Raw genomic sequence first — 23,079 nt, 5'->3', positions numbered from 1 at the left:
TCATGGCCAGCTGCGCGGGCCGGCGAGCCTCCACGGTCGCACGGAATATCGCGGACGTACGCTCACCGACGCCAGAGCGCCCGCAGATCGAACGACAGCTGGCGATGGTGCTTGATGGCGAGCAGATGAATTCGCTCGCCGCCGAGCGCATAGAGCAGCAGATAGTCGCCGACGATATACTCCCTCAGCGACGAATCGGGGCCGAGACGGCGCCGGAGCGCCTGGATCCGCGCATCGGCCTCGACGGATTGCGGCGCCCGCGCCAGGAAGTCGAACCCGATCTGAGGAGAGACCTCCAGGCTCGGGATCACATCGCCGAAGAGGAGATCCAGCAGGTCGCCGAACGCCGAGGAGAGCTCCGCCTCCTCGAGAAAGCGCCGGATGTCGTCCAGGTTGCGCTCGAAGTTCTCGGTGACCCGAACCGCGGCGCGGCGGCTCATCGACCGTGCTTTTCGCGGAGCTCCTCGACGCTCAGCGTCCGCCCTGCCTCGAGATCGTCGAGGCCGCGCTCCGCCTCATCCAGGAGGGTGAGGTGGACATGCTCCCGTTCCAGGCGATGGTAGTGATCGAGCCTGCGCGCATCGACGAGGGCGATGTAGCTCTCCCCGTTGCGGGTGAGGATCTTCTCGTGACCCGCGCGAACCTGGTCCGCAAGCTCCGTGAGCCGAGCCTCCGCCTGGCTCAGCGGTACGATGTCCTCGGGAGAAATCGCCATGCGGTGCTCCTGTCGCGTCGAGGTGACCCGATCTTCTAACGGATCCCCGGGTCGTCGCAACCCGGCGGAGAGCCGGCCCCAGCCGATCCGCGATCCCATCGCAGCCCTCCTGCGGCCTTCGTGGTAGGTCGCGCGCCCGTCATGCTGCACGCTCGCGTGGTCGCCTCGTCGGCCGCTCTCTCGGTCTGCTCGGCGCTCGTCCTCGGGCTCCTCGCCGCCGGCTGCGGCGGCGCGAGCTCGCCGGGCGCCGCGCCCCCGCCGGCGGCGCGCTGCGATCCCGCGCGCCTCGACGCGTGCGAGCGCGCCCTCGCCGCGGCCCTCGCCGAAGGCCGCGCGCCGCGCAAGCTCGCCCTGGGGTACGTCGAGGCCCGCGCCGCCCGGGACGAAGGCGATCCGTGGGCGCGCCTGCTCCGCGACCTCGACCGGCGCGGCGGCTCGCGGCCGGGCGTCGCGATCGTCGTCGAGGCGGGCGCCGAGGCCGCCGCCAGGGCGCCGCGCGTGGGCGCGGCGGACGCGACCTGGATCCGCGCGGCGCCGCTGCCGGACCCCGGCGCGCTCGGCGCCGACGCGCTGCTCCTCGCGCTCGGCGAGGCCCTCGGGTACGAGCACCTCATCCTCGCGCGCGCTCGCGGCGGCGCGGTCCACATCTTTCCGCGCGACCCGCTCGGGCCGTTCATGGCCGACCTCGCGCCGATCGCGCGCGGCGATGCGTCGCTCGCGCGCGCCGCGGACGACATCGCGCTCGCGGCGCTCGTGCGCCGCGCCTTCGGCGCCGCCGGCGCCTTCCGCTACGTCGAGGCCGCCCGCACCGCCGACGCCCTCGCCGCCGCGCTGAAGGGGCGCGACCCCAACGACGAGCCCGCGCTGCGCGGCCGGTACGCGCTCCAGCTGCTCGGGACGGCCGGCGTCGCGCTCGAGGACGACGGCGACGCGATCGGCGCCAGCGCGCCCTCGGAGGATCCTCCGCCCGCGCCGGGCGACACGCCCTACGGCGATCTCCTCCGCGTGCGCACGGCCCGCGACGGCCGCGCGGCGTGGCGCGCCCGCGGCGCTGCGGTGCTGCGGGCCGTGCCCGCGGACCGGCGCGCCGCGCTCGACGACCTGCTCGGCAAGGCCCCGGGCTGCGGCCGGGACCTCGCCCCGCCCATGGACGGGCCCCGCGACCTCGTGTTCGCCGGCGCCCTCGCCGGCGCCCTCGCCCCCGGCGACGCCGCGGCCGCGCCCGCCCCGCCCGCGGCCGGGAGCTCCGGGGCCGCGGCGCCGGGCAGGCGGCTGCCGCTCGACGCGTGGCTGCCGCGCTACGAGGCGCTCGTCCGCGCCGTCGATCAGACGAGCACCGCGTGGGCCCACGCGCCGAGCCTGCTCTACGAGCGCGGCCCCGCGCCCGCCGCTGGCCAGGCGGGCAGCGCCGTCCACCGGCGCGTCACCGAGCTCGGCCTCGCGCACCTCGCCGCGCTGCGCGCGCTCGCCGAGGCCGAGCCGCGCCGCTACCGCGCGCTCGCGCAGATCCCCCTCGCCTACAGCCCCGGGGTGCTCGCCGACGAGCGCCTCCGCGACGCCATCGTCGACCTCACGCAGGTCGCTGTCCAGCGCCGCATGGCCGACGCGCGCGACCCCGAGGCGGTCCTCGGCGCGGCGCTCGCCGGCGTCTTCGCCGGCATGTCGTACCCGCCCGAGGTGCAGCCCGCGCACTTCCTGGCCCTCCAGGGCGCGCTCACCGCGAAGCTGCGCGGCGACCTCACCGCGCAGGCCGGCTGGGGCGTCGCCGGCCTGTACGCCGCCGACGCGCTGGTCCGGCTCCTCTCGGATCGAGCGCCCGATCTCGCGTTCTCGTCGGCGCAGATCGAGCGCGCGCTCGCGCCCGCGCCGGCGCTCCCCTACCCCGGCCTCGCGGCGCTCGCCGCGAGCCTCTCGCGCTACGCCGCGCTCGGCGCCGCCGGCGCGCTGGATCCGCGCGCGACCGACGCGGCCCGGCTCCCCCCGGAGCGCCGGGCGGCGCGCGATGCGCTCCGCCGCGCCGTCGCGGGGCTCGCGGCGCCCGGCGCTCCCGGCGACGGCGCGCCGGGCGACGCGGACGCGCCGCCGCCCGGCCTCGTGGAGGACATCACCGCGCTCGCCGACGGCGTCCTCGCCGTGCTGCTCACCGAGCGCTCGCGCAAGCCCCCGCCCGCGAAGGACGCCTGCGCCGCCGCCGGGCGCGGGCCGAGCCCCGAGGCGCGCCGCGCGCTCGCCCGGCTCGGCGACGTCCGCGGCCGGATCCTGCTCGCGCCCGGCTACCGGCAGGGCGACGGCGCGTGGGCGCGGAGCGCGCGGCTCCTCGTGACGCTCCTCTCCGACGCGATCGATCTGCTCGCCGCGCCCGGCGCGGGCCGCGCGCCGCGCGCCGGCGCAGAGGAGCCGCGCGTGCGCTTCACCGTCCCCGCCGCGGACGCCGAGGCCGCCGTCGCCGCGGGCCTCGCCGGCTTCGGCGACCCTGGCCTCGCGGACGCGCTCACCGGCGGCTACGCGCTCGCCCGCGCGCTCTTCTCGTCCGCCACCGCGGACCGCTTCGCGCAGCAGAGCGGCGCGCCGCTCGGCCGGGTGCTCCGCGGGCTCTCCGCGGCGCTTCGCGACGGCGCGGCGCCGCGCGGCGCCGGGCAAGGCAGCACGGCCGGCGTCGCCCTCCTCGACGCGCTCGCGTCGCTCCCCGCCTCCCGGACCGAGGGCGACGTCCGGGGCCTGTTCGTCGGCTATGCCAGGGCGCTCTCGGCGCTCGGGCTGCGCGACCAGGCCGACCTCGCGCTGCTCACCTCGCTCCTCGGCGCGGCCGTGCTGGGCGGGCCGCCGCCGCCGGAGGCCGTCGCGCTCGCGAACGAGCGCGGCAGCCGGGTCGCGTGGGCGCTCTCGTACCTGAGCGAGATCGCGAAGGCCCGGCGCGGCGTCGCCCCGGACCCGGCGGCCTACGCGGGCGCGATGCGCGCGGCGTCGGACGACGCCTGCCAGACGGCCGACGCGGGCGACGTGCTCGCGGTCATGGGCGCCGTGCGCGACTTCGCCGGCGGCCGGCGCGCCGAGGCGCGCGACGCGCTCGACCGCGTCCTCGCGTCCGCCGACGCGCGCGGCCTGCGCGTCCCGCGCATGACCTACCGCTACGAGGAGAAGACCGCGACCCGCGTCTTCTCGCTCAGCTTCGACGTCTCGTACGGCGCCGGGCTCCTCGAGGGGTCGACCGGCTTCCAGCTCGGCCTCGGCCTCCGCACCCGCGGCGCGCCCGAGGGCGCGCTCACGGCCGCGCTCGCGCCCGAGGGCTCGCCCCAGAGCGACGACGACGCCGCGCGCGCCTACGTCGGCGCGGCGGCGCTCGCGGCCGCCTACCACTTCCTCGACGGCGACGCCGAGCGCGGCGCGGTCGCCGCGCGCCGGGCGATCGCCGCGCTCTCGTTCGGCCTGCGGCTCGGGCCGCGGGCGCTGCGCCCGGAGCAGCCGCTCGCCTGGGGCCGCGACGCGCGCGCGCTGCTCGCGATCGACGCCCAGCTCGCCGCCGAGGCCGGCCACCCCTTCCTGGCCGGCGATCTCTGGACGCTCGTGCGCGGCCTCTTGCCGCCCGACGCCGACGACGCCGCGGTCCGGGCGCTGCTCGATCCGCTCCCCGCCGGGCTCGCCGCGGCCCCGGGCATCGGCCCGCTCGCCGCGAGGACCGCGCGCTCGCTCGCCGCGGTCGCCGGCCCGCTCGCGTGCACCGAGGCGAAGGTCGAGCTCGGCGGCTACGAGGAGCCCGCCTGCGACGCCTACCCGCTCGCGCTCTCGCTGCGCATCGCGGACGTGCTCGGCAAGCTGCCGCACCTCCGGCGCGCGGGCAGCGCGGCGGCGTGCCCCGTCCTACGCAGCCTCGACGGCTTCCTCACGGCCGCGGAGCGGGGCACGTACGACCCCGACGCGTTCACGGCCGCGGTGGAGGCGCTGCGCCGGAGCGGCCGGCTCTACGACGCCGGCGTGCTGCTCTCGCGGCAGCGGCGCGAGGGGCACTGCGGCCCGCTCGTGCGCGCGGCCGCGCGCGCGCTCGGCCGCGCGCCCGCCCTCGGCCCGGTGCTGCGCGCCGATCTGCTCAGCGTCGCGGTGCGCTGCGCGGCCGCGGCGCTCGACGCGAGCGTCGTCGACGACGTCCTCGCGCTCGACGGCGAGACGCGCGCCCTCCCGGACCTCGGCCGCAACCTGAAGGTCGTGCTCTTCGCGACGGAGCTCGCCGTGCGCGCGGAGCGCTGGGACGTCCTCGCGAGGCTCGCGAAGCAGCCCGAGTTCGTCGAGCGGTGGACGGGGGAGAGCGACGACGCGGCGGCGACCGCGCACCTCATCGAGGCCGCCGCGGCCGCGCTCGCGGGCGAGCCGCCGCCGCGCGGCGCGGGCACGGGCGGCGCGCACGCGCGGCTCTGCGGCGAGCCTCCCACCGCGGATCGCGCCGCGCTGTGCGCCGACGTCGAGCGCCTGCGCGCGGGCGCGCTGCCCGAGGCGCAGCGAAGGCAGCGCGCGAAGGAGGCGCTCCAGCGCCTGCTCGCCGCCGCACGCGGGCAGGCCGACGACCGGTAGCCGCCTGCCCGCCCGCCGCCTCGCGCCTACTTCACGCTGGCGGGCTTCGTCTCGGCCGGCTTCTGATCGGCGGGCTGCGCCGCGGCGGGCTTCGTGTCCGCGGGCTGCGCCGCGGCGGGCTGGGCGGCGGCGGCGGGCTGGGCGGCGGGCTGCGCCGCGGCGGGCTTCGCGTCCGCCGGCTTCGCCGCGGCGGGCTTCGCGTCGGAGCCCTTCGGGGCCGGGGCCGCGGCCGCGGCGCCCTTCGGCGCGGTGGCGGGCACGCCGGCCGGCTTGAGGCCCTTGGTGATGGCCGCGGCGCACGCGAGCTCGACGCCCGTGTCCTTGCCCTCGAACCGCATGATCTTGATCTCGACCCGGCGGTTCTTCTCCTTCGCCTCCTCGGTCTCGCCCGCGTCGGACGCGCAGTGCGCCCCGTAGCCGGCGGCCCGCAGCCGGTTCTTCTCGACGCCGAGCGCGGTCAGCGCCTTCACCACGGCGTCGGCGCGCTTCTTCGTGAGCGTCACGGTGGCGGCGTCGTTGCCGACCTTCTCGGAGTAGGCCGCGACCTCGACGAACTGGATCTGCGGATGGTCCTTGAAGATCTGGGCGATGTTGGCGAGGAGCTCCTGCGAGGCGGGCTCGATATCGGCCTTGCCGGCGACGAAGGCGATCTTCGCGTTGAGCTTCACCTCATTGTTGGCGAGCTCGACCGGGGGGACGTCGGGACAACCGTCATCGTCCTGGTAATTGTTCTTGACCTCGGCATCGTTCGGGCACTTGTCGGCCTCGGCCACGATGCCGTCTCCGTCCGGGTCGGTAGATTTACATCCGTCCTTGGCGTCCGGCGGCAGGCCGTCCTCTTTCTCGCCAACGCACTTGTCGGTGCCGTCGTCGAGCACGCCGTCCGCGTCTGCGTCGGGCGGCGGGGGCGGCGGCGCCGGCGGCGGGGCCGGCTGCACCGGCGCCGGCGGCTGCGCCTGCACCTGGGGCTCTTTCGCGCAGCCGGCGTTCGCGGCGAGCAGCGATACTGCGAATGCCATTCCAAGCCATCTCGTGGTTCGCATCTCGGGGGCTCCTCTCCTTGGCGTCCTTGATTGCGCCGAGCGCCAGCGTGTTTAGACGACTGCGCCGGAAACTGCGAGATTTAAACGCACGGTGAGGCGCGCGTCTCCCCCTCGGTCGGAGGCGCGTCGGACCCGCTCCGGAGACGACAGCGCCGCTGGCGAGCCATCGAGACTGGCTCCCCCGGGCGCTTCGTGGCTTGCCTGGCGGGCGGAGCTAGCGTTTCTCGGGCGAGAAATCCATCTTTTCGAGTGCGCCACTGCTCTTCAGGTCAGGCCCCTGTGGCTTCTTCGACTTGAGCAGCGGCCTCACAGGCGCCGACAAGGTGGGTGTCGGGGCGACGTTCTGGCGTGGCGGGGGCGCGGGGCGAACGTCGGTCTCGTCCAGCGCTTTCGATTTCTTGACGGGCAGCGGCTCCTGGATCGACCGCGGCGCCGGCGGCTTGTCCGTCGGCGCGCGGAGCCCGTCGAGCGCGCGCTCGCGCGCCGCCGCGACGTCGGGCGCGGCGGCGCCTCGCGGGTCGAGCCGGTCGGCCTCGTCGAGCTGGTCGAGGCACCGGCGCCACGCCGCCTCGTCGCAGGCGCGCAGCGCCTCGGCCCTCAGGGAGCGCGCGCGATCCAGCGGATCGACGAGCGGCGACGGCGGCTCGACGGGCGGGGCGCTCGGCAGCGGCTCGGGCAGCGGCGCGACCTCGGGCAGGTCCCGCGTCGAGCGCAGGAGCCGGACGATGACGATCGCGAGGATCGCCAGGGCCGCGGCGGCGGCGAGCTCCGCGAGCCAGCGCTCCCGCATCCACCGCCGCATCCTCGACACGCGCTGCCGCACCCGGGCGGCGGGCACCCGCTCCTCGGCGGCGATGCTCTCGAGCTTCTCTCCCTCACCTTCTCGGGCCATCCACGAGAGCGTCTGCCGCCCGTCGCGGTTCGCCGCGGCCTGCTCTTCGGCCCAGCGCGCCAGCTCGCGCGCCTCGACGGGCGGCGGACCGACCGGCAGGTCGGGCAGCTCGGTCGCGGTCTCCCGGAACGAGCGCCGGTGGTGGTCGGCGACCTTGTGGCGCGCGATCCCGAGCAGCCATCGCCGGAGCTCCGTCGGCTCGGCCGGGCGCGCGGGCGAGGCGAGCGCCTCGCAGAGGACGGTCTGCACCACGTCGTCGACCTCGCCGCTCGGCACCCGCCGTCGCACGAACTCCTCGAGGGCTCGGCGGATCCCCGGCTCGGCCAGGGGGTTCGTCGCGGGGGCGCTGGGCTCGGTGGTCATCGTCGTGCTCATCGCCCCTGCATCGCGCGGCGGCCGCGGAGTGTGACGCGCCCGCTCGAGAATACGGCAGATCTCGCTCGGGCGTCACACTCCGTCGCGCGGCGCCGGCGGCCGGGCGTGGGTCCTCCGCCCCCCTGCTGCCGCCTCGAGGTCGCGCGGCGAACGCCGGACGGCGCCAAGATCGTGATCACCGAAGGAACGGGGGGTGCTAGGGTGCCCGGTCACATCGACGGGCTGTCCGTCGAGGATGGGGGCGCGACGGCCCGACCGGCGCCGCCCCCATGCCGCCCTGGAGATCGTGCATGTCTCGCCGTTACTGGCTGATGAAGAGCGAGCCTCAAAAATATTCGTTCGCGCAGCTCGTGCGCGACGGCCAGACGATGTGGGACGGCGTCCGGAACTTCGAGGCCCGCAACAACATGCGGGGCATGAAGCCGGGGGATCTCGTGCTCTTCTATCACTCGAACGAGGGCAAGGCGGTCGCGGGCGTGGCGCGCGTCAAGCGCGAGGCGTACCCGGATCCGACCGCCGAGGCGGAGGAGGACTGGAGCGTGGTGGACATCGAGCCGGTCGCCCCGCTCAAGGTGCAGGTGACCCTTGACACGATCCGCGGCGACGAGTCGCTGGCCGAGATCGCGCTCTTGAAGAAGTCCCGGCTGAGCGTGGTCCCCGTCTCGAAGGAGCACTTCGATCGGGTGCTGAAGCTGGGCAAGACCAAGATCGCTTGACGCGGGCGCCCGGGGTAACGACTAATCCCGGCGTGAACCTCCGCCCCGGAGCCCGAGCCCTCGCCCTCCTTCTCCTCTCCAGCGCCGCGTGCGGCGGCCCGCCCACGCCGTCCCCGGTCGAGGGCGAGCCGATCTGCCCCGACTTCGAGGTCGGGGCGACGCGCGCGCCGATGCGCGGCAGCCTTCGCTTCCCGGTCACGCTGACGGTGCGCGACGGCAAGGACCCGATCACGCGCGCGACGCTCACCGGGCGCCGGTCGAAGGACGATCCGGTGAGCCGCGTCCTGCTCGCCGACGAGGACGCCGAGTACGAGCTCGAGTGGGCGCAGTGCGAGAACGAGCGCGCGCCGAGGGCGCGCACGCTGTCGCACCAGACGAAGCACACCGCCGAGTACGCGTGCGGCCACGCGACGGTGTACAAGACCGACAAGCTCGTCACCCGCAAGGGCGACGCCGCGTCGCGCACGGTCCACTTCGCGGCCCCGCCGAAGCCGGAGTGCTGGGAGAGCGAGCTCCCGGCGGCCCCGCCCGCCCCCTCGCCCACCGCGGTCGCCGAGCCGGCGCCGGCCGACGCGTCCGCCGAGCCGGCCGCCGCCGACGCGGGCGCGGCCGATGCGGGCGCGGTCGACGCGGGCGCGCGGGGCGCAGGCGCCACGCCGGCGGACGCCGGGGCGCCCCGCGGCGCGGGCGCTGCGCCCCGCGACGGGGGCGCGGGCGGCGCGCCGAAGCCTCCCAGCGCCGGGGCCGGGGACGCCGGCGTGACCCCGCAGGGCAGCTAGCTCGGGCGCGACGGGGGCGGCCCGCCGAGGCGCCAACAGAAGAGAAGAAAAAACGCAAAGGCGCAAAGGCGCAAGGGGGGGAAAGAAGGCACACATCCCTGGCGTGCGCCGGCGTCCCGCATCCGCAAGGACGCTGGGAACGATCACCTTCCCTCTTGCTTTTTTGCGCCTTTGCGCCTTTGCGCCTTTGCGTTTCCTCTCGCTCTCTTCGGCCCGCTCGCAGCCGCTAGGAGCGCCCCGGCCTCGTGATGGGCAGCCCCGGCGTGAGCTTCGCCGGGTTGAACAGGCCCGCGCGCTTGTGGTGGTTCGCGTGCATGTAGATGCCGTGCCAGAGGAGGTTGCCGAGCCGGTAATATCCGTGGTTCAGGTTCACCGGCTTGAAGTCGCCGTCCGGCGAGGACGCGTTGTGCGTCGACCAGTTGAAGTGCACGAGGTGCAGAAAACCGACGATGGACGCGGGCACGAAGAGGAAGAAGAACCCGACCGGGCCGAGGAACACGTACCAGCACGCGATGAGCAACAGGTTCGTCGCGTAGCTCACGTACGCGCGGACCCGCTCGTAACGGCGGCTCTCGGGCGTATCGCCGTAAAGATCGAAGTAGATCTGCTGGAGCTGGCGCTCCACGTTCACCACCGTCTTCACCAGGAACACCCAGTAGCTGGCCACGACCGGGTGCGGATCCCTGTCGACGTCGTCCGAGTAGCGATGGTGGCGCTGGTGGATCACCTCCCAGGACGCGAACCGCGTGAGCACCATGAGCCCGCAAAGCTCCCCGACGAGCCGGTTGATCGGCCGCGGAAAGTTGTTGTGGGTCGCGTTGTGGATGAACACGCTGCAAAGGATCTGCGCGTGGCAGACCAGCGGCAGGAGCAGCCAGAGGCGGCTGTCCCATCGCTCGATGAGCGGCTCGTGCCCGCCGAGGCGCATGCACGCGAGGAGGGCCACGCACGCGAGCGCGTAGAAACCGTCGTAATACAGGTAGAAATACCGGTTTCGTCGGAGCTGCGTGAACGGCAGCGACGTCAACGTGGAAACGATCACCGACATTGTGCTTGAGCCTCCCCCGCGCCCGAGGCGGCGCTGCCCTGGCGCGGAGAGGGCCCCACGCCGAGGGCCGCCTCCGCCTCGCCGCGAACGCCGTTGTCCAGACATCTGGATTACACCCGTTCCTCACTTCCGTCCATAGATTGTCCGCTCTCCCGCCGCCCCGAGCTGGATTTCAGCGCGCGCCGCCGGCGCCCACGCGCACATCGGCGTGCGAACCTGATTTCGCAGCTCGGCGCGATTCCGGGAGCGGCGACGCGATCGTGCGAGGCGCCGCCGCGCGGATCGCTCAACGTTGTTGGAGCTGGGCAACAGTGATAGTGACGGTGGGGTGACAGCCGAAGTCGCCACACGAGCTCCAGCGTCCGGCGGCGAGGAGCGCCCCGGCGCGGCCGGGGCTCCGGGGAGGGACGAGTCGCCCGCTCCGGGGGAGCCGGGGCAGCAGGGCGCGGCCGCGCGCGGCCGGCCCCGGCGCCCGCGGCGCGCGCCGTGGCTCGTGAAGCACCCTGCCGAGCGGCGCCAGATCGGGATCGTCGCCGCCTACCTCGGCCTGCTCGCGGCGATGTTCTGCGCGCCCGCGTGCCGCAACGTCGTCGTGTTCGCGGCGGCGTGCTGCCTGAGCTTCCTGAACGCCGTGGTCATCCACAACCACCTGCACCAGGGCATCTTCCAGAGCCGCCGGCTGAACATGCTCTTCCGCTGCGTGCTCAGCTTCGGCGCGCTCTACCCGGCGTCGGCGAACGTCCCCTCTCACAACCTGGTCCACCACCATTTCGACGACGAGGGCCAGCCCGACTGGGCGGCGCCGGAGCACGTCTCGTTTCGCTGGAACCTCCTCAATCTGATCCATTTCCCCAACGTCGCTGGACCGAACACCTTCGCCGGCGTCGGGCGCTGGAACGCGCTCGCCGGCCGGCCTGCGCACGTCCGGCAATACCGGCTCGAGACGGCCTTCGCCTTCGGGCTCACCGGGGCGCTCCTCCTCGTCGATTTCTGGACGGCGCTCTTCTTCGTCGTGCTCCCGCAGCTCTACGGCGCGCGCTGCATCCTCCGGATCAACCTCATCCAGCACGACGGGTGCGACGTCCGGAGCGAGTGGAACCACTCGCGCAACTTCGTCGGACGCGCCTTCAACTGGATCATGTGCAACAACGGTTATCACACGATCCACCACAACCGGGCTGGGCTGCACTGGTCGGTGCTCGCCGAGGCGCACCAGCGCGAGGTCGCGCCGCGCATCGATCCGGGGCTGAACGAGCCGAGCATGCTCGGCTACCTGCTCCGGACCTACGTGCTCCGCTTCGATCGGCCCGCCCCGCGCGACGTCGCCCAGGCGGAGCGGTCCGCGCCGCCGATCGCGCTCTCGCCCCGCGAGCTCCGCCGCGCGGAGGCCGAGGCGGCCAGCGTGTAGGGCGCGCCGAGCGATGCTGACGCGCGAGCTCATGGGCGCCCTCGCCCTGGCCATCCTCTGGGTGAACACGCTGCTCATCGCCGCGGCCGCGCTCAAGCAGCTCGCGGCCGTCGCGGCGACGCTCCGGCGGCTCGGCGCGCGCCTCGATCCCCGCGGCGCCTCGCTGATCGAGGCGCGCGTCCTCCGCGGCGACGGGCGCGGCGGCGCGCTCGCCGGCCACCGGATCGAGCAGGTCGGCCGCGCGGGCGCCGCGGGCTCGGCGCGCGAGGAGATCGTCTTCGCCGACAGCGGCCGCGGCGGCGAGATCTACGGCGGCGCCGTCGTCGCGGGCGGGCGGGAGATCGCGATCGCGCCCGCCGTGGAGGGCGAGGTCTGGGTGTCGCGGGCCGAGGTCCGCGCGGCGTCCGCGTGCCCCTCCGAGGCGCGCTTCGACGAGGCCTACGAGCACGCGCGCAGGCCGCGCGGCTTCTCCCGGACCGTGGAGGCCCGGATCTGCGCGGGCGCGCCGGTGTGGCTGCTCGGCGCCGTGGAGCGGGACGTGGACGGCGCGGATCGCATGCGCCCCGCGCTCGTGTCCAGCGTGGACCCGCGCGCCGTTTGCCGGCGGAAGCTCGCGCTGCTCTCGTTCGGCGTGGCCGGCGTCCTCGCCGGTCTCGTGGGCTGCACCGCGCTCGCGCTGTCGCGGCCGCGCTTCGGGCCGCTGAGCACCGCGGGCGGCGCGCTCTGCCTCGCGTTCTTCCTGCTCGTCCAGCCGCTCGGGACCGCCCTGCGCGACGCCGCGCGCTTCCCGAGCGCCGCGCCCGCGCGCGGCCGCTGGGTCCGGCGGCGCGCGCGCGGCGCCTCGCCTCGCGTCGCCTCCGGCTAGGCGAGAGGCGCCGATCGGACGAGCGCGAGAGCGTCGCTCCAGCCCCCGCCGCACCGCGGAATCTCCACGGCGCCGGCATGCGCGCCGCCGGGAGCGCTCGACCGGTCGCCGCTCGCGCAGGCCTTTCCGCCGGCGGCCGGTCGCTGCGTCACGGATTTGTTGCTATCGCTCCCCCGCGATCCTCGGGCCGCCGCCGGACCTCGGCTGCGCCCGGCCGCCTCGCCGGGCGCGCTCCGCTGTTCCGCGGGGAAGCCGTTCCCTAGGTAGGGCGTAGTCCACCTCGGCGCGCTCGCGCGCTCACCGTCTCCTTTTCCAAGGCCCCGGATCCACTGACCTCCTCCATGCCCTCACCGCAGATGCCACCCGCGGCGCCTCGCCCGCCGACCTCCCCTTCCCACGCCTCCTCCCCCCGCACCGCGCCGCCCTCCTCGAAGGGCGGCGGGCTCGCCGCGCGCCTCGCCGACCTCCAGGTGAACCGGCCCGCGGTGCCGCTGCTCGCGACCGGGCTCCTCACCGTCATCGCCCTCTTCCTGGCGACGCGGCTCACGGTGCTGACCGGCTTCGAGTCGCTCCTGCCTGCGTCCCGGCCCAGCGTGCAGGAGCTCGACCGGGTCGCGGCCAAGACCGCCGGCGTGTCGACGCTCTTCGTCGTGCTGCAGGGCGGCGAGGGCACGCCCACGGTCGCGCTCCAGAAGGCCGCGGACGCGCTCGTGCCCGAGCTCGATCGGCTCGGGCCGCCGTGGGTCGGCAGCGTCGAGGACGGCGTGCACGAGGCGTTCCGCTACCTCTCGCCGCGCGCCGGGCTCTATGTCGATCGCGACCGGCTCACGAAGCTGCGGGACGACATCGAGGCGCGCTACGCCTACGAGGTCAACAAGGCGACCGGCGCGCTGCTCGACGACGACGAGCCGCCGCCCGAGGTGAACGCCCGCTCGATCGAGCAGAGCCTCGGCCTGAACGGGATCGACACCGGGCGCTACCCCGACGGCTATTACCAGTCGAAGGACGGCAAGACCGTCGTCGTCGCCATCCGCTCGAAGGTGCTGGGGAGCGATTTCGCCGCCGGGAGCGAGGCGATCCGCCGCGTGCGCGAGGTCGTCGATCGCGTGCGCCCCGCCTCGTTCGACCCCGGGATCACCTACGGCCTCGCCGGCGATCTGCAGACCGGCATCGCCGAGTACGCGGCGATCAACGAGGACCTGACCGACGTCGGCGTCGCGGGCGCCGTCCTCATCGCGGCGGTCGTGTTCCTCTATTACCTGCGCGTGCGCATGCTCGTCGCCATGCTGATCACGATCGGCACCGGCGTCGCCTGGACGTTCGGGGTCACCCAGCTCGCGATCGGCCACCTCAACATGGCGACCGGGTTCCTCTTCTCGATCGTCGCCGGCAACGGGATCAACTTCGGCATCATCTACATGGCGCGCTACCTGGAGGCGCGCCGCGGCGGCGCGAGCCTGCTCGAGGGCGTGCGCGTCGCCCATCGCGAGACCTGGCTGCCCACGCTCACGGCCGGCTGCGCCGCCGCGGCCGCCTACGGCTCGCTGCTCGTCACCGAGTTCCGCGGCTTCCACGACTTCGGGCTCATCGGCAGCGCCGGCATGGTGCTCTGCTGGGCCGCCACGTTCCTCGCGCTGCCGAGCCTCCTCGCGGTGATGGATCGGCTCAGCCCCCTCGATCGGGAGTCGTCGGGCCTGCTCGGCAGGCTCCGGCGGCGCACCCAGGGCGGCATCGCGTTCGGCGAGCCGTTCGCGCGGCTCGCGGCGCGGAGCCCTGTCGGGCTGACGGTCGCCGGCCTCGCCCTGGCCGCGGTCGGCCTCGTCGCGACGGTCGCCTACGTGCGCGCCGATCCGATGGAGTACGACCTCCGGAACCTCCGCAACGACGAGAGCGCGCGCGCCGAGCAGATCCGGCTGGGCGCCCTCGCGGAGGAGATCACGGGCTACGTCGGCACCGACGGCATGGCGATCCTCGTGGATCGGCCCGAGCAGGTCGAGCCGCTGCGCGCGGCGCTCTACGCGCGGCGCGACGCGGCGCCCGAGGGCGCGAAGCCGTTCAAGGAGATCTACGCCCTCCAGGATCTGGTCCCGAAGGATCAGGAGGCGAAGATCCCGTTGCTCCTCGAGATCAAGGAGCGCGTGCTCCGGGCGAAGAAGCGCGGCCTCCTCGGCGACGAGGACTGGAGCCGGATCCAGGCCGTCATTCCGCCGGACGATCTCGCGCCGTTCGGGATCGAGGATCTGCCGGCGGGGGTGGCGCGGGCCTTCACGGAGACGGACGGGACGCGCGGGCGCATCGTGTACATCAGCCCGATTACGCCCGAGAGCGTGCACGACGCGCACTACCTGTTCCGCTGGGCGGACGCGTACCGCGAGACGCGGCTCCCGGACGGCAGCGTCGTTCGCGGCTCGGGGCGCGCGGTCATCTACGCGGACATGTGGGCGGCGGTCATCGACGACGTGCCGCCGGCGGTGCTCTTCTCGCTGGCCGCGACGGTCCTCGTCGTGCTCGTCGCCTTCCGCGGCGGCCGCCCGGCGTTCACGGTGCTGGGCGCGCTGCTCGTCGGCGTCTTCTGGATGGCGGGGCTGCTCGTGCTGATGGGCGTGAAGCTCAACTTCCTGAACTTCATCGCGCTTCCGCTGACGTTCGGCATCGGCGTCGACTACGCCGTGAACATCGTGCAGCGGTACGTGCGCGAGGGCGCCGGCGGCGCGCTGACCGCCGTGCGCGAGACGGGCGGCGCGGTGATCCTCTGCAGCCTGACGACGACGCTGGGCTACCTCGCCCTGGTGCGCTCGCAGAACCACGCCGTGCGGAGCCTCGGCGTGTCCGCCGTCCTCGGCGAGCTCGCCTGCCTCTTCGCCGCCGTCCTCGTGCTGCCCGCGGCGCTCCTCTGGCGCGACCGGCGGCGCCCGAAGGGCGCGGAGAGCTTCCTCGCCGTGGGTCGCCCGACGACCTGAGCGCGGCGGCCGGCGGCGTTGCCCGATCCATCGCGACACGCTGCGTCCGCCCCCAGTCGGCGGGCACGATCTGTAGCGACCCCCCGGCGCCGGGCCCTGCGGGAGCACTCGATCCGTTACGGGCCCCCGGCGCCGGCCCCTGCGGGAGCACTCGAACCGTTACGGCCCCCCTGGCGCCGGCCCCTGCGGGAGCACTCGAACCGTTACGGCCCCCCTGGCGCCAGCCCCCTCCTAACGGCTGGGATCCGTTGCGACCCCCGGCGCCAGCCCCCTCCTAACGGTTGGGATCCGTTGCGACCCCCCGGCGCCAGCCCCCTCCTAACGGTTGGGATCCGTTGCGACCCCCCGGCGCCAGCCCCCTCCTAACGGTTGGGATCCGTTGCGACCCTCGGCGCTGGGCCCTCCCAACGGACGCGGTCCGGCGCTGGCCCCTGCGGCCACCCCTCGCCGAGCCGTGCATGCTCCACCTCGGCCCGCGCGCTCCACCGGGGCCGCTGCGCATCACCCGCCACGGCGGCCGGCCCCAACGGCGAAGTCGAACGGCTCGCTTCCTGGCGGCGCACCAGGCCGGGGGAGCCCTACGGGAGCGCCATTTCTTGCCTTTTGCCGCGCGACCCAGCAGATCACGCGTTGCCATGGTCGAGACGCAGCCGATGACGTCCCGCCGCAAGAAGGCCAGGCATGGCTTCCGCGGCCATCCGCTCGCGACCGCCATCGGCTTCGGCCCGGGCGATACCCGGGCGATTGAGAGGGGCCGCGATGCTTGAGCGGCTCGAGCTGCGCGACACCGGCCCCGCGCCGTCGATGGAGTTCGAGCTCGCGCCGCGGCTGAACCTCTTCGCAGGCGACAACGGCCTGGGCAAGACCTTCGTGCTGGACGTCAGCTGGTTCGCGCTGACGGGCACGTGGCCAGGGTACCCCGCCGCGCCGCGGCGTGGCCCCACGGTCAAGCCAGAGATCGTCCGGGAGACGCGAGACGGGGGCGTCACGCATCGGATCTCGTCTTCGTTCGATTTCGAGCGGCAAGACTGGCACACCGTCTATCCGCCCGGCGCCTCCAGACGCTCCGGGCTCGTCTTCTATGCCCGGGTCGACGGCAGCTTCTCCGTGTGGGACCCGCTTCGACCAGCAGGGCACCTGCAGCCCCCCCTCGGCGTGAAGTCCACGGGACCCGTGCCTGGCTTTCACTTCACGCCCAGCCAGATCTGGAATGGGCTCACCGCGGACGACCACGACGGCTCGGTGCTCTGCAACGGCCTGATCCGCGACTGGACGACATGGCAGCTCCGGAGAGACAGCACGTTCGAGCTGCTGACGCGCGTGCTGGAGGTGCTGTCGCCGAAGCCTGGCGAGACCCTCCGCCCCGGGGCGATCACGACCCGGGTCTCGCTGCATGACGTGCGCGACATCCCCACCCTCGACATGCCCTACGGCAACATCCCGGTCGTGCTCGCGTCCGCTGGGATGAAGCGGATCCTCTCGTTCGCCTACCTGCTCGTCTGGATGTGGCGCGAGCACGTCGAGGCGGCGAAGCTCCGCAACACTGCGCCGGAGCGAGGCCTGGTCGTGCTCGTGGACGAGCTTGAGGCTCACCTGCACCCGCAGTGGCAGCGCGTGATCCTGCCCGCCTTGCTCCGGGTGTCCCGGGAGCTCGAGGCGTCCATCGAGACGCAGCTCTTCATCACGACGCACGCGCCGCTCGTCCTCGCCTCCGCCGAGCCGCACTTCGACGACGCGCGCGACGCGCTCTTCCTGTTCGACCTCGACGGGGCCGAGGTCACCGTGTCGAAGCCCGCATGGAAGCCGCGCGGGGATGCCTCGTCGTGGCTCACGTCCGACGTGTTCGACCTCGGGCAGGCGCGGTCCGTCGAGGCGGAGAGGGCGATCCTCGACGCCATGGCGGCGATGCGGCGGCCGGATCTGCCGATCGAGGACGCCAAGCGCATCCACGAGGAGCTGCACGAGGTGCTCAAGGACACCGACCCCTTCTGGGCGCGCTGGCTCGTCAGGGCGCGGCAGGCCGGACTCACGCCGTGATCCACGTGCCGCTCCAGCCGGAGCCAGCGCGCTTCGACGCGCTCGTCCGGCAGCCCGGCCTGCGCGCCCTCGCCGCGAAGCTCGAGCACCTGCCACCTTACTGGCGGGAGTGCCTGGACGATCTCCGCGACAGCTACCGCAGCATCTGCGCCTACCTGTGCGTGCTCGTTCCTCGAGGCACAGGAGCGCGATCGGTCGACCACATCGCGCCGAAATCGAAGCGGCGCGAGGTGGCGTACGAGTGGAGCAATTACCGCTTCGTGTGCTCCCTCATGAACGCGCGCAAGCGCGACTTCGAGGACGTCCTCGATCCGATGGAGATCCCTGACGGATGGTTCGTCCTGGAGATGTCCTTCCTCCAGGTGCTGCCAGCGCCAGGCCTTCACGACGAGGCGCGCGAGCGTGTCCAGGCGACCATCGAGCGCCTGAAGCTCAACGACAAGGAGTGCATCGCCGCACGGGAGATGTACTACGCGGCGTACTTGGACGGAGGGCTGACGCTGGAGTGGCTGCACGAATGGAGCCCGTTCGTCGCCAGCGAGGTCGTGCGGCAGGGGCTGGCCAGGGTCCGTTGACGCGCGCAGCCCTCACGGGGGCTCGCGCAGATCGGCGCAGCAGCGCACGCCGGTCGAGTAGTCGAAGTACGTGAAGTCGTGCGACACCACGCGCGCCATGCACCCCTCCCGGGTCGCGCGCGCATAGAACCCGCCGACGAAGGTCCCCTCCGGATCGTCGATCCACTCGTCCAGGTTCCCCACCATGTCCGCGATCGCGTCGCCCTCCCACGCGCTCGCGCACGTCGCGGTCTCGCCCGTCCGCCGGAGGAGCGGCGCCCCGCCGACGCGCACCAGGTTGAGCCGCGGATCGCTGTGCCCGAGGCTCACGTCGCGGTGGAGCACCGCGGCCGGGTGCGCCTCGCGGAAGACGTTGCACTTCCCGTCCGCGTACGCCGGCCCGTACGGGAACCGCTCGTCGCGCTCGCCGCGGCACGCCGTCCGCCACTCGTCGAGCGTGCAGAGCCGCTTGCCCGCGTTCCGGCACGCGAGCTCCGCCTGCGCGCCGCTCGTGTAGCCCTGCGGGAGCACGCCCCGGCGCGACACGGCGCGCGGCTCGAACTCGCGCTGCTTCTGCCACCCGGGCAGGAGCGGCAGCTCCATGCGCCGCGCCTCCGCGTCCCCGAGCTGGAGCCGCATCTTCGACCACGCGCGCTCCACCGACGCGGCCCCCTGCCGCGACGGCGGGTAGAACGCCGAGATCTCGAGCCCCGTCTCCCGGTCGAGCAGCACCGCCTCGTAGCGATCCACGCAGAACCGGCGCGCCACCCGCACCATCTCCGGCGGGCAGCGCGGCTCCGCGATCGGCGCCGGCGCCCTCGGCCCGGGCGGCGCCCCCACGAGCGGCGGCGCCACCTCCACGGCGCCCGCCCCCGCGTCCGCCGCGCCGGCCCCACCGTCCACGGCGCCGGCCCCCGCGTCCGCCGCGCCGCCCTCTCGCTCCGAGCGGCAGCCGGCGAGCGCCGCGCACGCGAGCGCCACGGCCGCGAGCGACGCGCGCCCGCGCGCCGCGCCCGCGAGGCGGCGACGGCCGGCGCGAGGCCGGGCGGAGCGCTCAGCGGATCGCGCCGGCATAGGGATCCATGGACGCGGGCGCCCGGCAGAAGAAGCGGCGGAGCACGAGGTAATGGTGGACCGGCAAGAGCAGCGTCTGCTCCCGCATCGAGAGCCCCATCCGGCTGATCTCGGCGCCCGGGAACGGCGTCTTCGGGTAGCAGCGGACGATCCCGGAGAGCGCCTCGTACTCGTCGAGCAGCCCGAGCACGTGCCCCACCTCGTGCGCGAGCACCGGCAGCGACCAGCCGGCCCGCATCGCGCTGAAGTACGGCGTCCGCCCGCAGGTCGGCGAGAGCGGCACCGCGAGGTCCACCCGGAGCGCCCCCCCGCGCGCGTCGTCCCCGAGCACGAAGTCGAAGTCGTAGCGCACCGGCAGCCCGAAGGCGCGCGCGTCGCGGTTCCAGTACCCCTCGACCTCGGTCGACCAGCGCGCCAGCAGCGCGCGGATCGCGGCCGGCGTCGCCCGCGTCGAGAACTCGCCGGAGCCCGGGCAGGCGTCCGTCGACCCGGAGCGCGCGTACGGCGTCCCGCGGCACGCGATCGCGCCCCCGAGCGCGCCGGCCAGCCCGCAGTCGGGCAGCTCGAGCCGGGCACCAGCGCCTGCCGGCGGATCGACCGCGATGCGGGCCTCGACCTCCCAGGCGCCGCCGCGCCGCCGCACGAGGTAGCTCATCGGGCCGAAGAACAGGCCATAGTGCGGCATCATCCCGGCGATCCGCCGCTCGCCCTCCGGCGCCTCCCCGTGGAAGACGTCCCGCGGCGCCGGCAGGCACAGGTAAGCGTCCTTCGCGATCGTGTCGGCCAGGATGTCCCGGAACGTGGCCTCGCGGCCTTCGAGGACGGCCCCGCTCATCGCCTCGAGCTCCGCGGCCGCCGCCGCGATCGAGACCTCGCGCCCGGAGGCCGCGCCGCCCGGCGTACCGGCCTCGTCGCGCGCGGACCCCCCGCAGCCCGCCGCCCCGAGCGCGAGCCCCGTGAGCGCCGCGCGACACACGTCGACCAGACCGCGCCACCCCGGCCGCGCGGCTCCACAACGCGCCGGCCGCGGCGCGCCGCCGTGGACGCTTTGTCTTGCGCGTGCGCGCCGAAGCGAGCTACGTCGTACCTGGAACGCCGCGTGCTGGCCGGCCGTCCGAGCCGCAGAGGACACGCCGCCGGACGCGGTGCGCGCAAGGGGGGCTCGCGTGGGCCTGGAGGTCAACGCCGCTCACTTACGGGGAGTTGAAGGAAGAATCAACGCGTCCGAGGTGAAACCGCGCAGCCGGTCGGGCGTAAGGACGCGTAGCGAAGGGCTCGGCGCGGTCGAGGAGACCGGCGAGCCCCGAGGAGCCCAGACGCGCGGGCCGCCATGCGGGCGAGGCGCGCGATGGGCTCGGTGCTCTCGATGAATGACGAAGGTGGAGGCTCCGATGGCGATGGACATGGGCAAGTCGTTGGCGTTCACGGCGGTGTCGGGCATGGTGGCGGGCCTCGCGGGCTGTGCCTCGTCGCCGCCGCCCGAACCCGAGACCGGGGCCTCCCCGGCCGAGCCGGCGGCCGCCGAGGCGCCCGCGGCCAGCGCCAAGGAGTGCTGCGCCGGCAAGAACGAGTGCAAGGGCAAGGGCGGCTGCAAGAGCGACACCCACGGGTGCGCGGGCCAGAACGAGTGCAAGGGCCAGGGCGGCTGCAAGCCGGCCGACTGCGGCGGCCACTGAGCCGCTGAGCCGCGCGACGCCCGGCCCGCGACCCCGCGGGCCCGGGCGTCGCCGCGACGTGGTGATCCATGGCGAACCTCGAGCGCGCGAACCTCGAGCGCATGCGGCTGGGGCTCCCCGACCTCGGCGTCGGCGTCGGGCTGCGCATCCCGCACTACCGCCACATCTTCGAGCACCGGCCGCGGGTCGACTGGTTCGAGATCATCAGCGAGAACTTCATGGTCGACGGCGGCATGCCGATCGCCAACCTCGAGCGCGCCCTCGCGAGCTACCGCCTCGTCCAGCACGGCGTCTCGCTGTCGATCGGCAGCGCCGATCCGCTCGACTTCGACTACCTGCGCCGGCTGAAGGCGCTCCTCCGCAAGGTGGGCTCGCCGTGGGTGAGCGATCACCTCTGCTGGAGCGGCGCGCACGGCGTCCACCTGCACGACCTGCTCCCCCTGCCCTACACGGACGAGGCCGTGCGGCACGTCGCGGCGCGGGCGCGGGCGGTGCAGGACTTCCTCGAGGTGCGGCTCGCCCTCGAGAACGTGTCGAGCTACCTGACCTTCACGTCGAGCCGGATGAGCGAGTGGGCGTTCCTCTCGGCCGTCGTCGAGGAGGCCGACTGCGGCATCCTGCTCGACGTCAACAACGTCTACGTCTCCTCGCACAACCACGGCTTCGATCCGGCCGCCTACATCGACGGGGTGCCGCACCACCGGATCGTGCAGATCCACCTCGCCGGCCACGCGGACCAGGGCAAGTACATCCTCGACACCCACAGCGATCACGTGGCCGACCCGGTGTGGGCGCTGTACCGGCGCGCGCTCGGCCACACGGGCGACGTGTCGACGCTGATCGAGTGGGACGACGATCTGCCGGCGTTCGAGGTCCTCGCGGCCGAGGCCGAGAAGGCGCGCGCGATCCGGGAGGAGGTGGCGCGTGCGCGCGCCGCGTGACGCCGCGCCCCCGGCCGGGCTCGCCTCGCTCATGAGCGAGCTCACCCGCCTGTTCACGGCCGGCGCGCCGCTCCCCGACGACCCCGAGCTCGCCGCCCGGTGCCGCGCGCACGTCGCCGGGAGCGATCGCCTCACGCCCGCCGAGCAGGCCGACATCTACCGGCGGCAGTTCTGGCTGCGTCACCGCGACGCCCTGCGCGAGGACTTCCCCGCGCTCGCGCACGTCCTCGGCGACGACGGCTTCGACGCGTTCTGCCGGGCGTACCTCGCGGCGCACCCGCCCGCGAGCTTCACCCTGCGCGATCTCGGGCGGCGCGTCGCCGACTTCGCGGCCGCGCACGAGGGGTTCCCCCCTGCCCTGCGGGATCTCGCGCGCGACGTGGCGCGCTACGAGCAGGCGCTCGCCGATCGGTTCGACGGCGCCTCGCCGCCGCCGCTCGATCCGGCGAAGGTGACGGGCATGCCGGAGGACGGCTGGTCCACGGCCCGGATCGTCCTCCATCCGCTGCTCGCGCTGATGCAGCTCCGCTACCCGGCGCACGCCCTCCGCGGCGAGCTCCGGCAGGGCAGGTCGCCGGCGCTGCCCGCGCCGCGCCAGGTCCGGCTCGCCGTCTTCCGCAGCGACGCCGATCTCACGATGCGCTGCGAGGAGCTCGAGCCCCCGGCGTTCGCGCTCCTCGAGGCGCTCGGGCGGGGTGTGCCGCTCGTGGCGGCGTGCGAGGAGGTGGCCGCCGGCGTCGACGAGGCGGCGGGCGTCGACGAGGCCGCAGGCGCTCGCGAGGCGGCGGGCGCGGCGCTCGGCGCGCGGGTCGGCGCCTGGTTCCAGCAGTGGACGAGCTGGGGGCTGATCGTCGACGTCGCGCACGTCGCGCACGTCGCGCCGGGCTCCGGCGCCGAACGCGGCTAAGATGGCGCGGTGACCACCATCGTTCAGCGCACGCTCGAGGTCCGCACGAGCGGCCGCGGTTTCGTCGACATCACGCGCGAGGTCGCGCGCGTCGTCGCCAGCGCCGGCGTCGACGTCGGGCTCTGCGCCGTGTTCCTCCAGCACACCTCGGCGAGCCTCGTCATCCAGGAGAACGCCGATCCGGCCGTCCTCCGCGATCTGGAGCGCTGGATGTCGCACCTCGCGCCGGAGGGCCGCGACTACGAGCACGACGACGAGGGCCCCGACGACATGCCCGGTCACCTCCGGAGCGCCGTCACCCGATCGAGCGAGGTGATCCCGATCTCCGGCGGCCGCCTCGCGCTCGGGACATGGCAAGCCCTGTATGTCTGGGAGCACCGTAGTTCTCCACACGCGCGCCGCGTGGTGGTGACCGTAACCGGCACCACAGCTGCGGGTTGAGTGGTATACTCGAAGCGTTCGCATCCCGGATGAGCTCGGCGCCCCCGGAGGGCCGCTCGTCCGCTGCCCCCGGCAGGGCCTGATG

At 74.5% G+C, this 23,079-nt stretch carries 20 protein-coding genes; 13 read left to right on the top strand and 7 right to left on the bottom strand.

The genetic code is table 11. From position 1 onward, the window contains the following. Nucleotides 1-62: 62 nt before the first annotated feature. Together WMF20_RS19995 and WMF20_RS19990 are read right to left on the bottom strand one after the other, a co-directional pair. Nucleotides 63-440: a type II toxin-antitoxin system RelE/ParE family toxin gene (locus WMF20_RS19995; RefSeq protein ID WP_437615902.1), complete on the bottom strand. Its 378-nt coding sequence runs from the start codon at nt 438-440 to the stop codon at nt 63-65. Then, the gene (locus WMF20_RS19990; RefSeq protein ID WP_437617145.1) at nt 437-715 is read right to left on the bottom strand and encodes a type II toxin-antitoxin system Phd/YefM family antitoxin; all 279 of its coding nucleotides are present in this window, start codon (nt 713-715) and stop codon (nt 437-439) included. Before WMF20_RS19990 ends, WMF20_RS19995 begins: the two co-directional genes overlap by 4 nt. A gap of 141 nt (nt 716-856) precedes the next feature. On the opposite strand from WMF20_RS19990, the gene WMF20_RS19985 reads away from it, so the two are divergent. Then, nucleotides 857-5,278, top strand: coding sequence for a hypothetical protein (locus WMF20_RS19985; RefSeq protein WP_437615900.1), 4,422 nt, complete (start codon nt 857-859; stop codon nt 5,276-5,278). A 26-nt stretch (nt 5,279-5,304) separates the two neighbouring features. On the opposite strand, the gene WMF20_RS19980 is transcribed toward WMF20_RS19985, so the two are convergent. Further along, on the bottom strand, nt 5,305-6,297 hold the full coding sequence (locus WMF20_RS19980; RefSeq protein WP_437615898.1) for an OmpA family protein: 993 nt from the start codon (nt 6,295-6,297) through the stop codon (nt 5,305-5,307). Between the two features lie 238 nt (nt 6,298-6,535). Next, nucleotides 6,536-7,576: an RNA polymerase sigma factor gene (locus WMF20_RS19975; RefSeq protein ID WP_437615896.1), complete on the bottom strand. Its 1,041-nt coding sequence runs from the start codon at nt 7,574-7,576 to the stop codon at nt 6,536-6,538. Nucleotides 7,577-7,878: 302 nt separating this feature from the next. Between WMF20_RS19975 and WMF20_RS19970 the strand changes: the two genes are divergently transcribed. Next, nucleotides 7,879-8,304 carry an EVE domain-containing protein gene (locus WMF20_RS19970; RefSeq protein WP_437615894.1) on the top strand — a complete coding sequence of 142 codons (426 nt, stop codon included), beginning with the start codon at nt 7,879-7,881 and terminating at the stop codon, nt 8,302-8,304. Nucleotides 8,305-8,336: 32 nt separating this feature from the next. Further along, the gene (locus WMF20_RS19965; RefSeq protein WP_437615892.1) at nt 8,337-9,083 is read left to right on the top strand and encodes a hypothetical protein; all 747 of its coding nucleotides are present in this window, start codon (nt 8,337-8,339) and stop codon (nt 9,081-9,083) included. Nucleotides 9,084-9,309: 226 nt separating this feature from the next. Here WMF20_RS19965 and WMF20_RS19960 read toward each other — a convergent pair whose 3' ends face one another. Continuing rightward, nucleotides 9,310-10,131, bottom strand: coding sequence for a fatty acid desaturase family protein (locus tag WMF20_RS19960; protein WP_129575895.1), 822 nt, complete (start codon nt 10,129-10,131; stop codon nt 9,310-9,312). 328 nt (nt 10,132-10,459) lie between these two features. Here WMF20_RS19960 and WMF20_RS19955 point away from each other — a divergent pair, with 328 nt between their 5' ends. The 6 genes from WMF20_RS19955 (at nt 10,460) to WMF20_RS19930 (ending at nt 17,976) form a co-directional block, all read left to right on the top strand. Next, a complete protein-coding gene (locus WMF20_RS19955; RefSeq protein WP_437615890.1) occupies nt 10,460-11,539 on the top strand; it encodes a fatty acid desaturase family protein in 1,080 nt (359 codons plus the stop codon). Between the two features lie 13 nt (nt 11,540-11,552). Beyond that, nucleotides 11,553-12,404: a hypothetical protein gene (locus WMF20_RS19950; RefSeq protein ID WP_437615888.1), complete on the top strand. Its 852-nt coding sequence runs from the start codon at nt 11,553-11,555 to the stop codon at nt 12,402-12,404. Between the two features lie 341 nt (nt 12,405-12,745). Next, nucleotides 12,746-15,364: an efflux RND transporter permease subunit gene (locus WMF20_RS19945; protein WP_437615886.1), complete on the top strand. Its 2,619-nt coding sequence runs from the start codon at nt 12,746-12,748 to the stop codon at nt 15,362-15,364. A gap of 635 nt (nt 15,365-15,999) precedes the next feature. Beyond that, on the top strand, nt 16,000-16,131 hold the full coding sequence (locus WMF20_RS19940; RefSeq protein WP_437615884.1) for a hypothetical protein: 132 nt from the start codon (nt 16,000-16,002) through the stop codon (nt 16,129-16,131). Further along, nucleotides 16,124-17,401: an AAA family ATPase gene (locus tag WMF20_RS19935; RefSeq protein WP_437615882.1), complete on the top strand. Its 1,278-nt coding sequence runs from the start codon at nt 16,124-16,126 to the stop codon at nt 17,399-17,401. The genes WMF20_RS19940 and WMF20_RS19935 overlap by 8 nt, the downstream gene beginning before the upstream one ends. Then, nucleotides 17,398-17,976: a hypothetical protein gene (locus WMF20_RS19930; protein ID WP_437615880.1), complete on the top strand. Its 579-nt coding sequence runs from the start codon at nt 17,398-17,400 to the stop codon at nt 17,974-17,976. The genes WMF20_RS19935 and WMF20_RS19930 overlap by 4 nt, the downstream gene beginning before the upstream one ends. A 12-nt stretch (nt 17,977-17,988) precedes the next feature. Here the strand turns inward: WMF20_RS19930 and WMF20_RS19925 are convergent, their stop codons facing one another. Together WMF20_RS19925 and WMF20_RS19920 are read right to left on the bottom strand one after the other, a co-directional pair. Then, nucleotides 17,989-19,029: a hypothetical protein gene (locus WMF20_RS19925; RefSeq protein ID WP_437615878.1), complete on the bottom strand. Its 1,041-nt coding sequence runs from the start codon at nt 19,027-19,029 to the stop codon at nt 17,989-17,991. Then, nucleotides 19,010-20,005, bottom strand: coding sequence for a hypothetical protein (locus WMF20_RS19920; RefSeq protein WP_437615876.1), 996 nt, complete (start codon nt 20,003-20,005; stop codon nt 19,010-19,012). Before WMF20_RS19920 ends, WMF20_RS19925 begins: the two co-directional genes overlap by 20 nt. Nucleotides 20,006-20,399: 394 nt before the next feature. Here WMF20_RS19920 and WMF20_RS19915 point away from each other — a divergent pair, with 394 nt between their 5' ends. The 4 genes from WMF20_RS19915 (at nt 20,400) to WMF20_RS19900 (ending at nt 22,994) form a co-directional block, all read left to right on the top strand. Next, nucleotides 20,400-20,705, top strand: coding sequence for a hypothetical protein (locus WMF20_RS19915; RefSeq protein WP_437615874.1), 306 nt, complete (start codon nt 20,400-20,402; stop codon nt 20,703-20,705). Between the two features lie 68 nt (nt 20,706-20,773). Further along, entirely contained in the window at nt 20,774-21,646 is an 873-nt protein-coding gene (gene bufB, locus WMF20_RS19910; RefSeq protein WP_437615872.1) for an MNIO family bufferin maturase, read from the top strand. Further along, the gene (locus WMF20_RS19905; protein WP_437615870.1) at nt 21,630-22,553 is read left to right on the top strand and encodes an HvfC/BufC family peptide modification chaperone; all 924 of its coding nucleotides are present in this window, start codon (nt 21,630-21,632) and stop codon (nt 22,551-22,553) included. The genes bufB and WMF20_RS19905 overlap by 17 nt, the downstream gene beginning before the upstream one ends. Before the next feature lie 9 nt (nt 22,554-22,562). Then, a complete protein-coding gene (locus WMF20_RS19900) occupies nt 22,563-22,994 on the top strand; it encodes a secondary thiamine-phosphate synthase enzyme YjbQ (protein WP_437615868.1) in 432 nt (143 codons plus the stop codon). Nucleotides 22,995-23,079: the final 85 nt, after the last annotated feature.

The sequence above is a fragment of the Sorangium sp. So ce834 genome (assembly GCF_051521425.1).
GTDB lineage: Bacteria > Myxococcota_A > Polyangia > Polyangiales > Polyangiaceae > Sorangium > Sorangium cellulosum_D.
The sequence above is the reverse complement of the archived record's forward strand: the minus strand, read 5'-3'. Positions and strand labels throughout refer to the sequence as shown.

Coding starts and splice junctions, on each gene's coding strand:
- WMF20_RS19995 (WP_437615902.1), bottom strand. CDS start 440: ATGAGCCGCCGCGCCGCGGTTCGGGTCACCGAGAACTTCGAGCGCAAC.
- WMF20_RS19990 (WP_437617145.1), bottom strand. CDS start 715: ATGGCGATTTCTCCCGAGGACATCGTACCGCTGAGCCAGGCGGAGGCT.
- WMF20_RS19985 (WP_437615900.1), top strand. CDS start 857: ATGCTGCACGCTCGCGTGGTCGCCTCGTCGGCCGCTCTCTCGGTCTGC.
- WMF20_RS19980 (WP_437615898.1), bottom strand. CDS start 6,297: ATGGCATTCGCAGTATCGCTGCTCGCCGCGAACGCCGGCTGCGCGAAA.
- WMF20_RS19975 (WP_437615896.1), bottom strand. CDS start 7,576: ATGACCACCGAGCCCAGCGCCCCCGCGACGAACCCCCTGGCCGAGCCG.
- WMF20_RS19970 (WP_437615894.1), top strand. CDS start 7,879: ATGTCTCGCCGTTACTGGCTGATGAAGAGCGAGCCTCAAAAATATTCG.
- WMF20_RS19960 (WP_129575895.1), bottom strand. CDS start 10,131: ATGTCGGTGATCGTTTCCACGTTGACGTCGCTGCCGTTCACGCAGCTC.
- WMF20_RS19950 (WP_437615888.1), top strand. CDS start 11,553: ATGCTGACGCGCGAGCTCATGGGCGCCCTCGCCCTGGCCATCCTCTGG.
- WMF20_RS19945 (WP_437615886.1), top strand. CDS start 12,746: ATGCCCTCACCGCAGATGCCACCCGCGGCGCCTCGCCCGCCGACCTCC.
- WMF20_RS19940 (WP_437615884.1), top strand. CDS start 16,000: ATGGTCGAGACGCAGCCGATGACGTCCCGCCGCAAGAAGGCCAGGCAT.
- WMF20_RS19935 (WP_437615882.1), top strand. CDS start 16,124: ATGCTTGAGCGGCTCGAGCTGCGCGACACCGGCCCCGCGCCGTCGATG.
- WMF20_RS19925 (WP_437615878.1), bottom strand. CDS start 19,029: ATGCCGGCGCGATCCGCTGAGCGCTCCGCCCGGCCTCGCGCCGGCCGT.
- WMF20_RS19915 (WP_437615874.1), top strand. CDS start 20,400: ATGACGAAGGTGGAGGCTCCGATGGCGATGGACATGGGCAAGTCGTTG.
- bufB (WP_437615872.1), top strand. CDS start 20,774: ATGGCGAACCTCGAGCGCGCGAACCTCGAGCGCATGCGGCTGGGGCTC.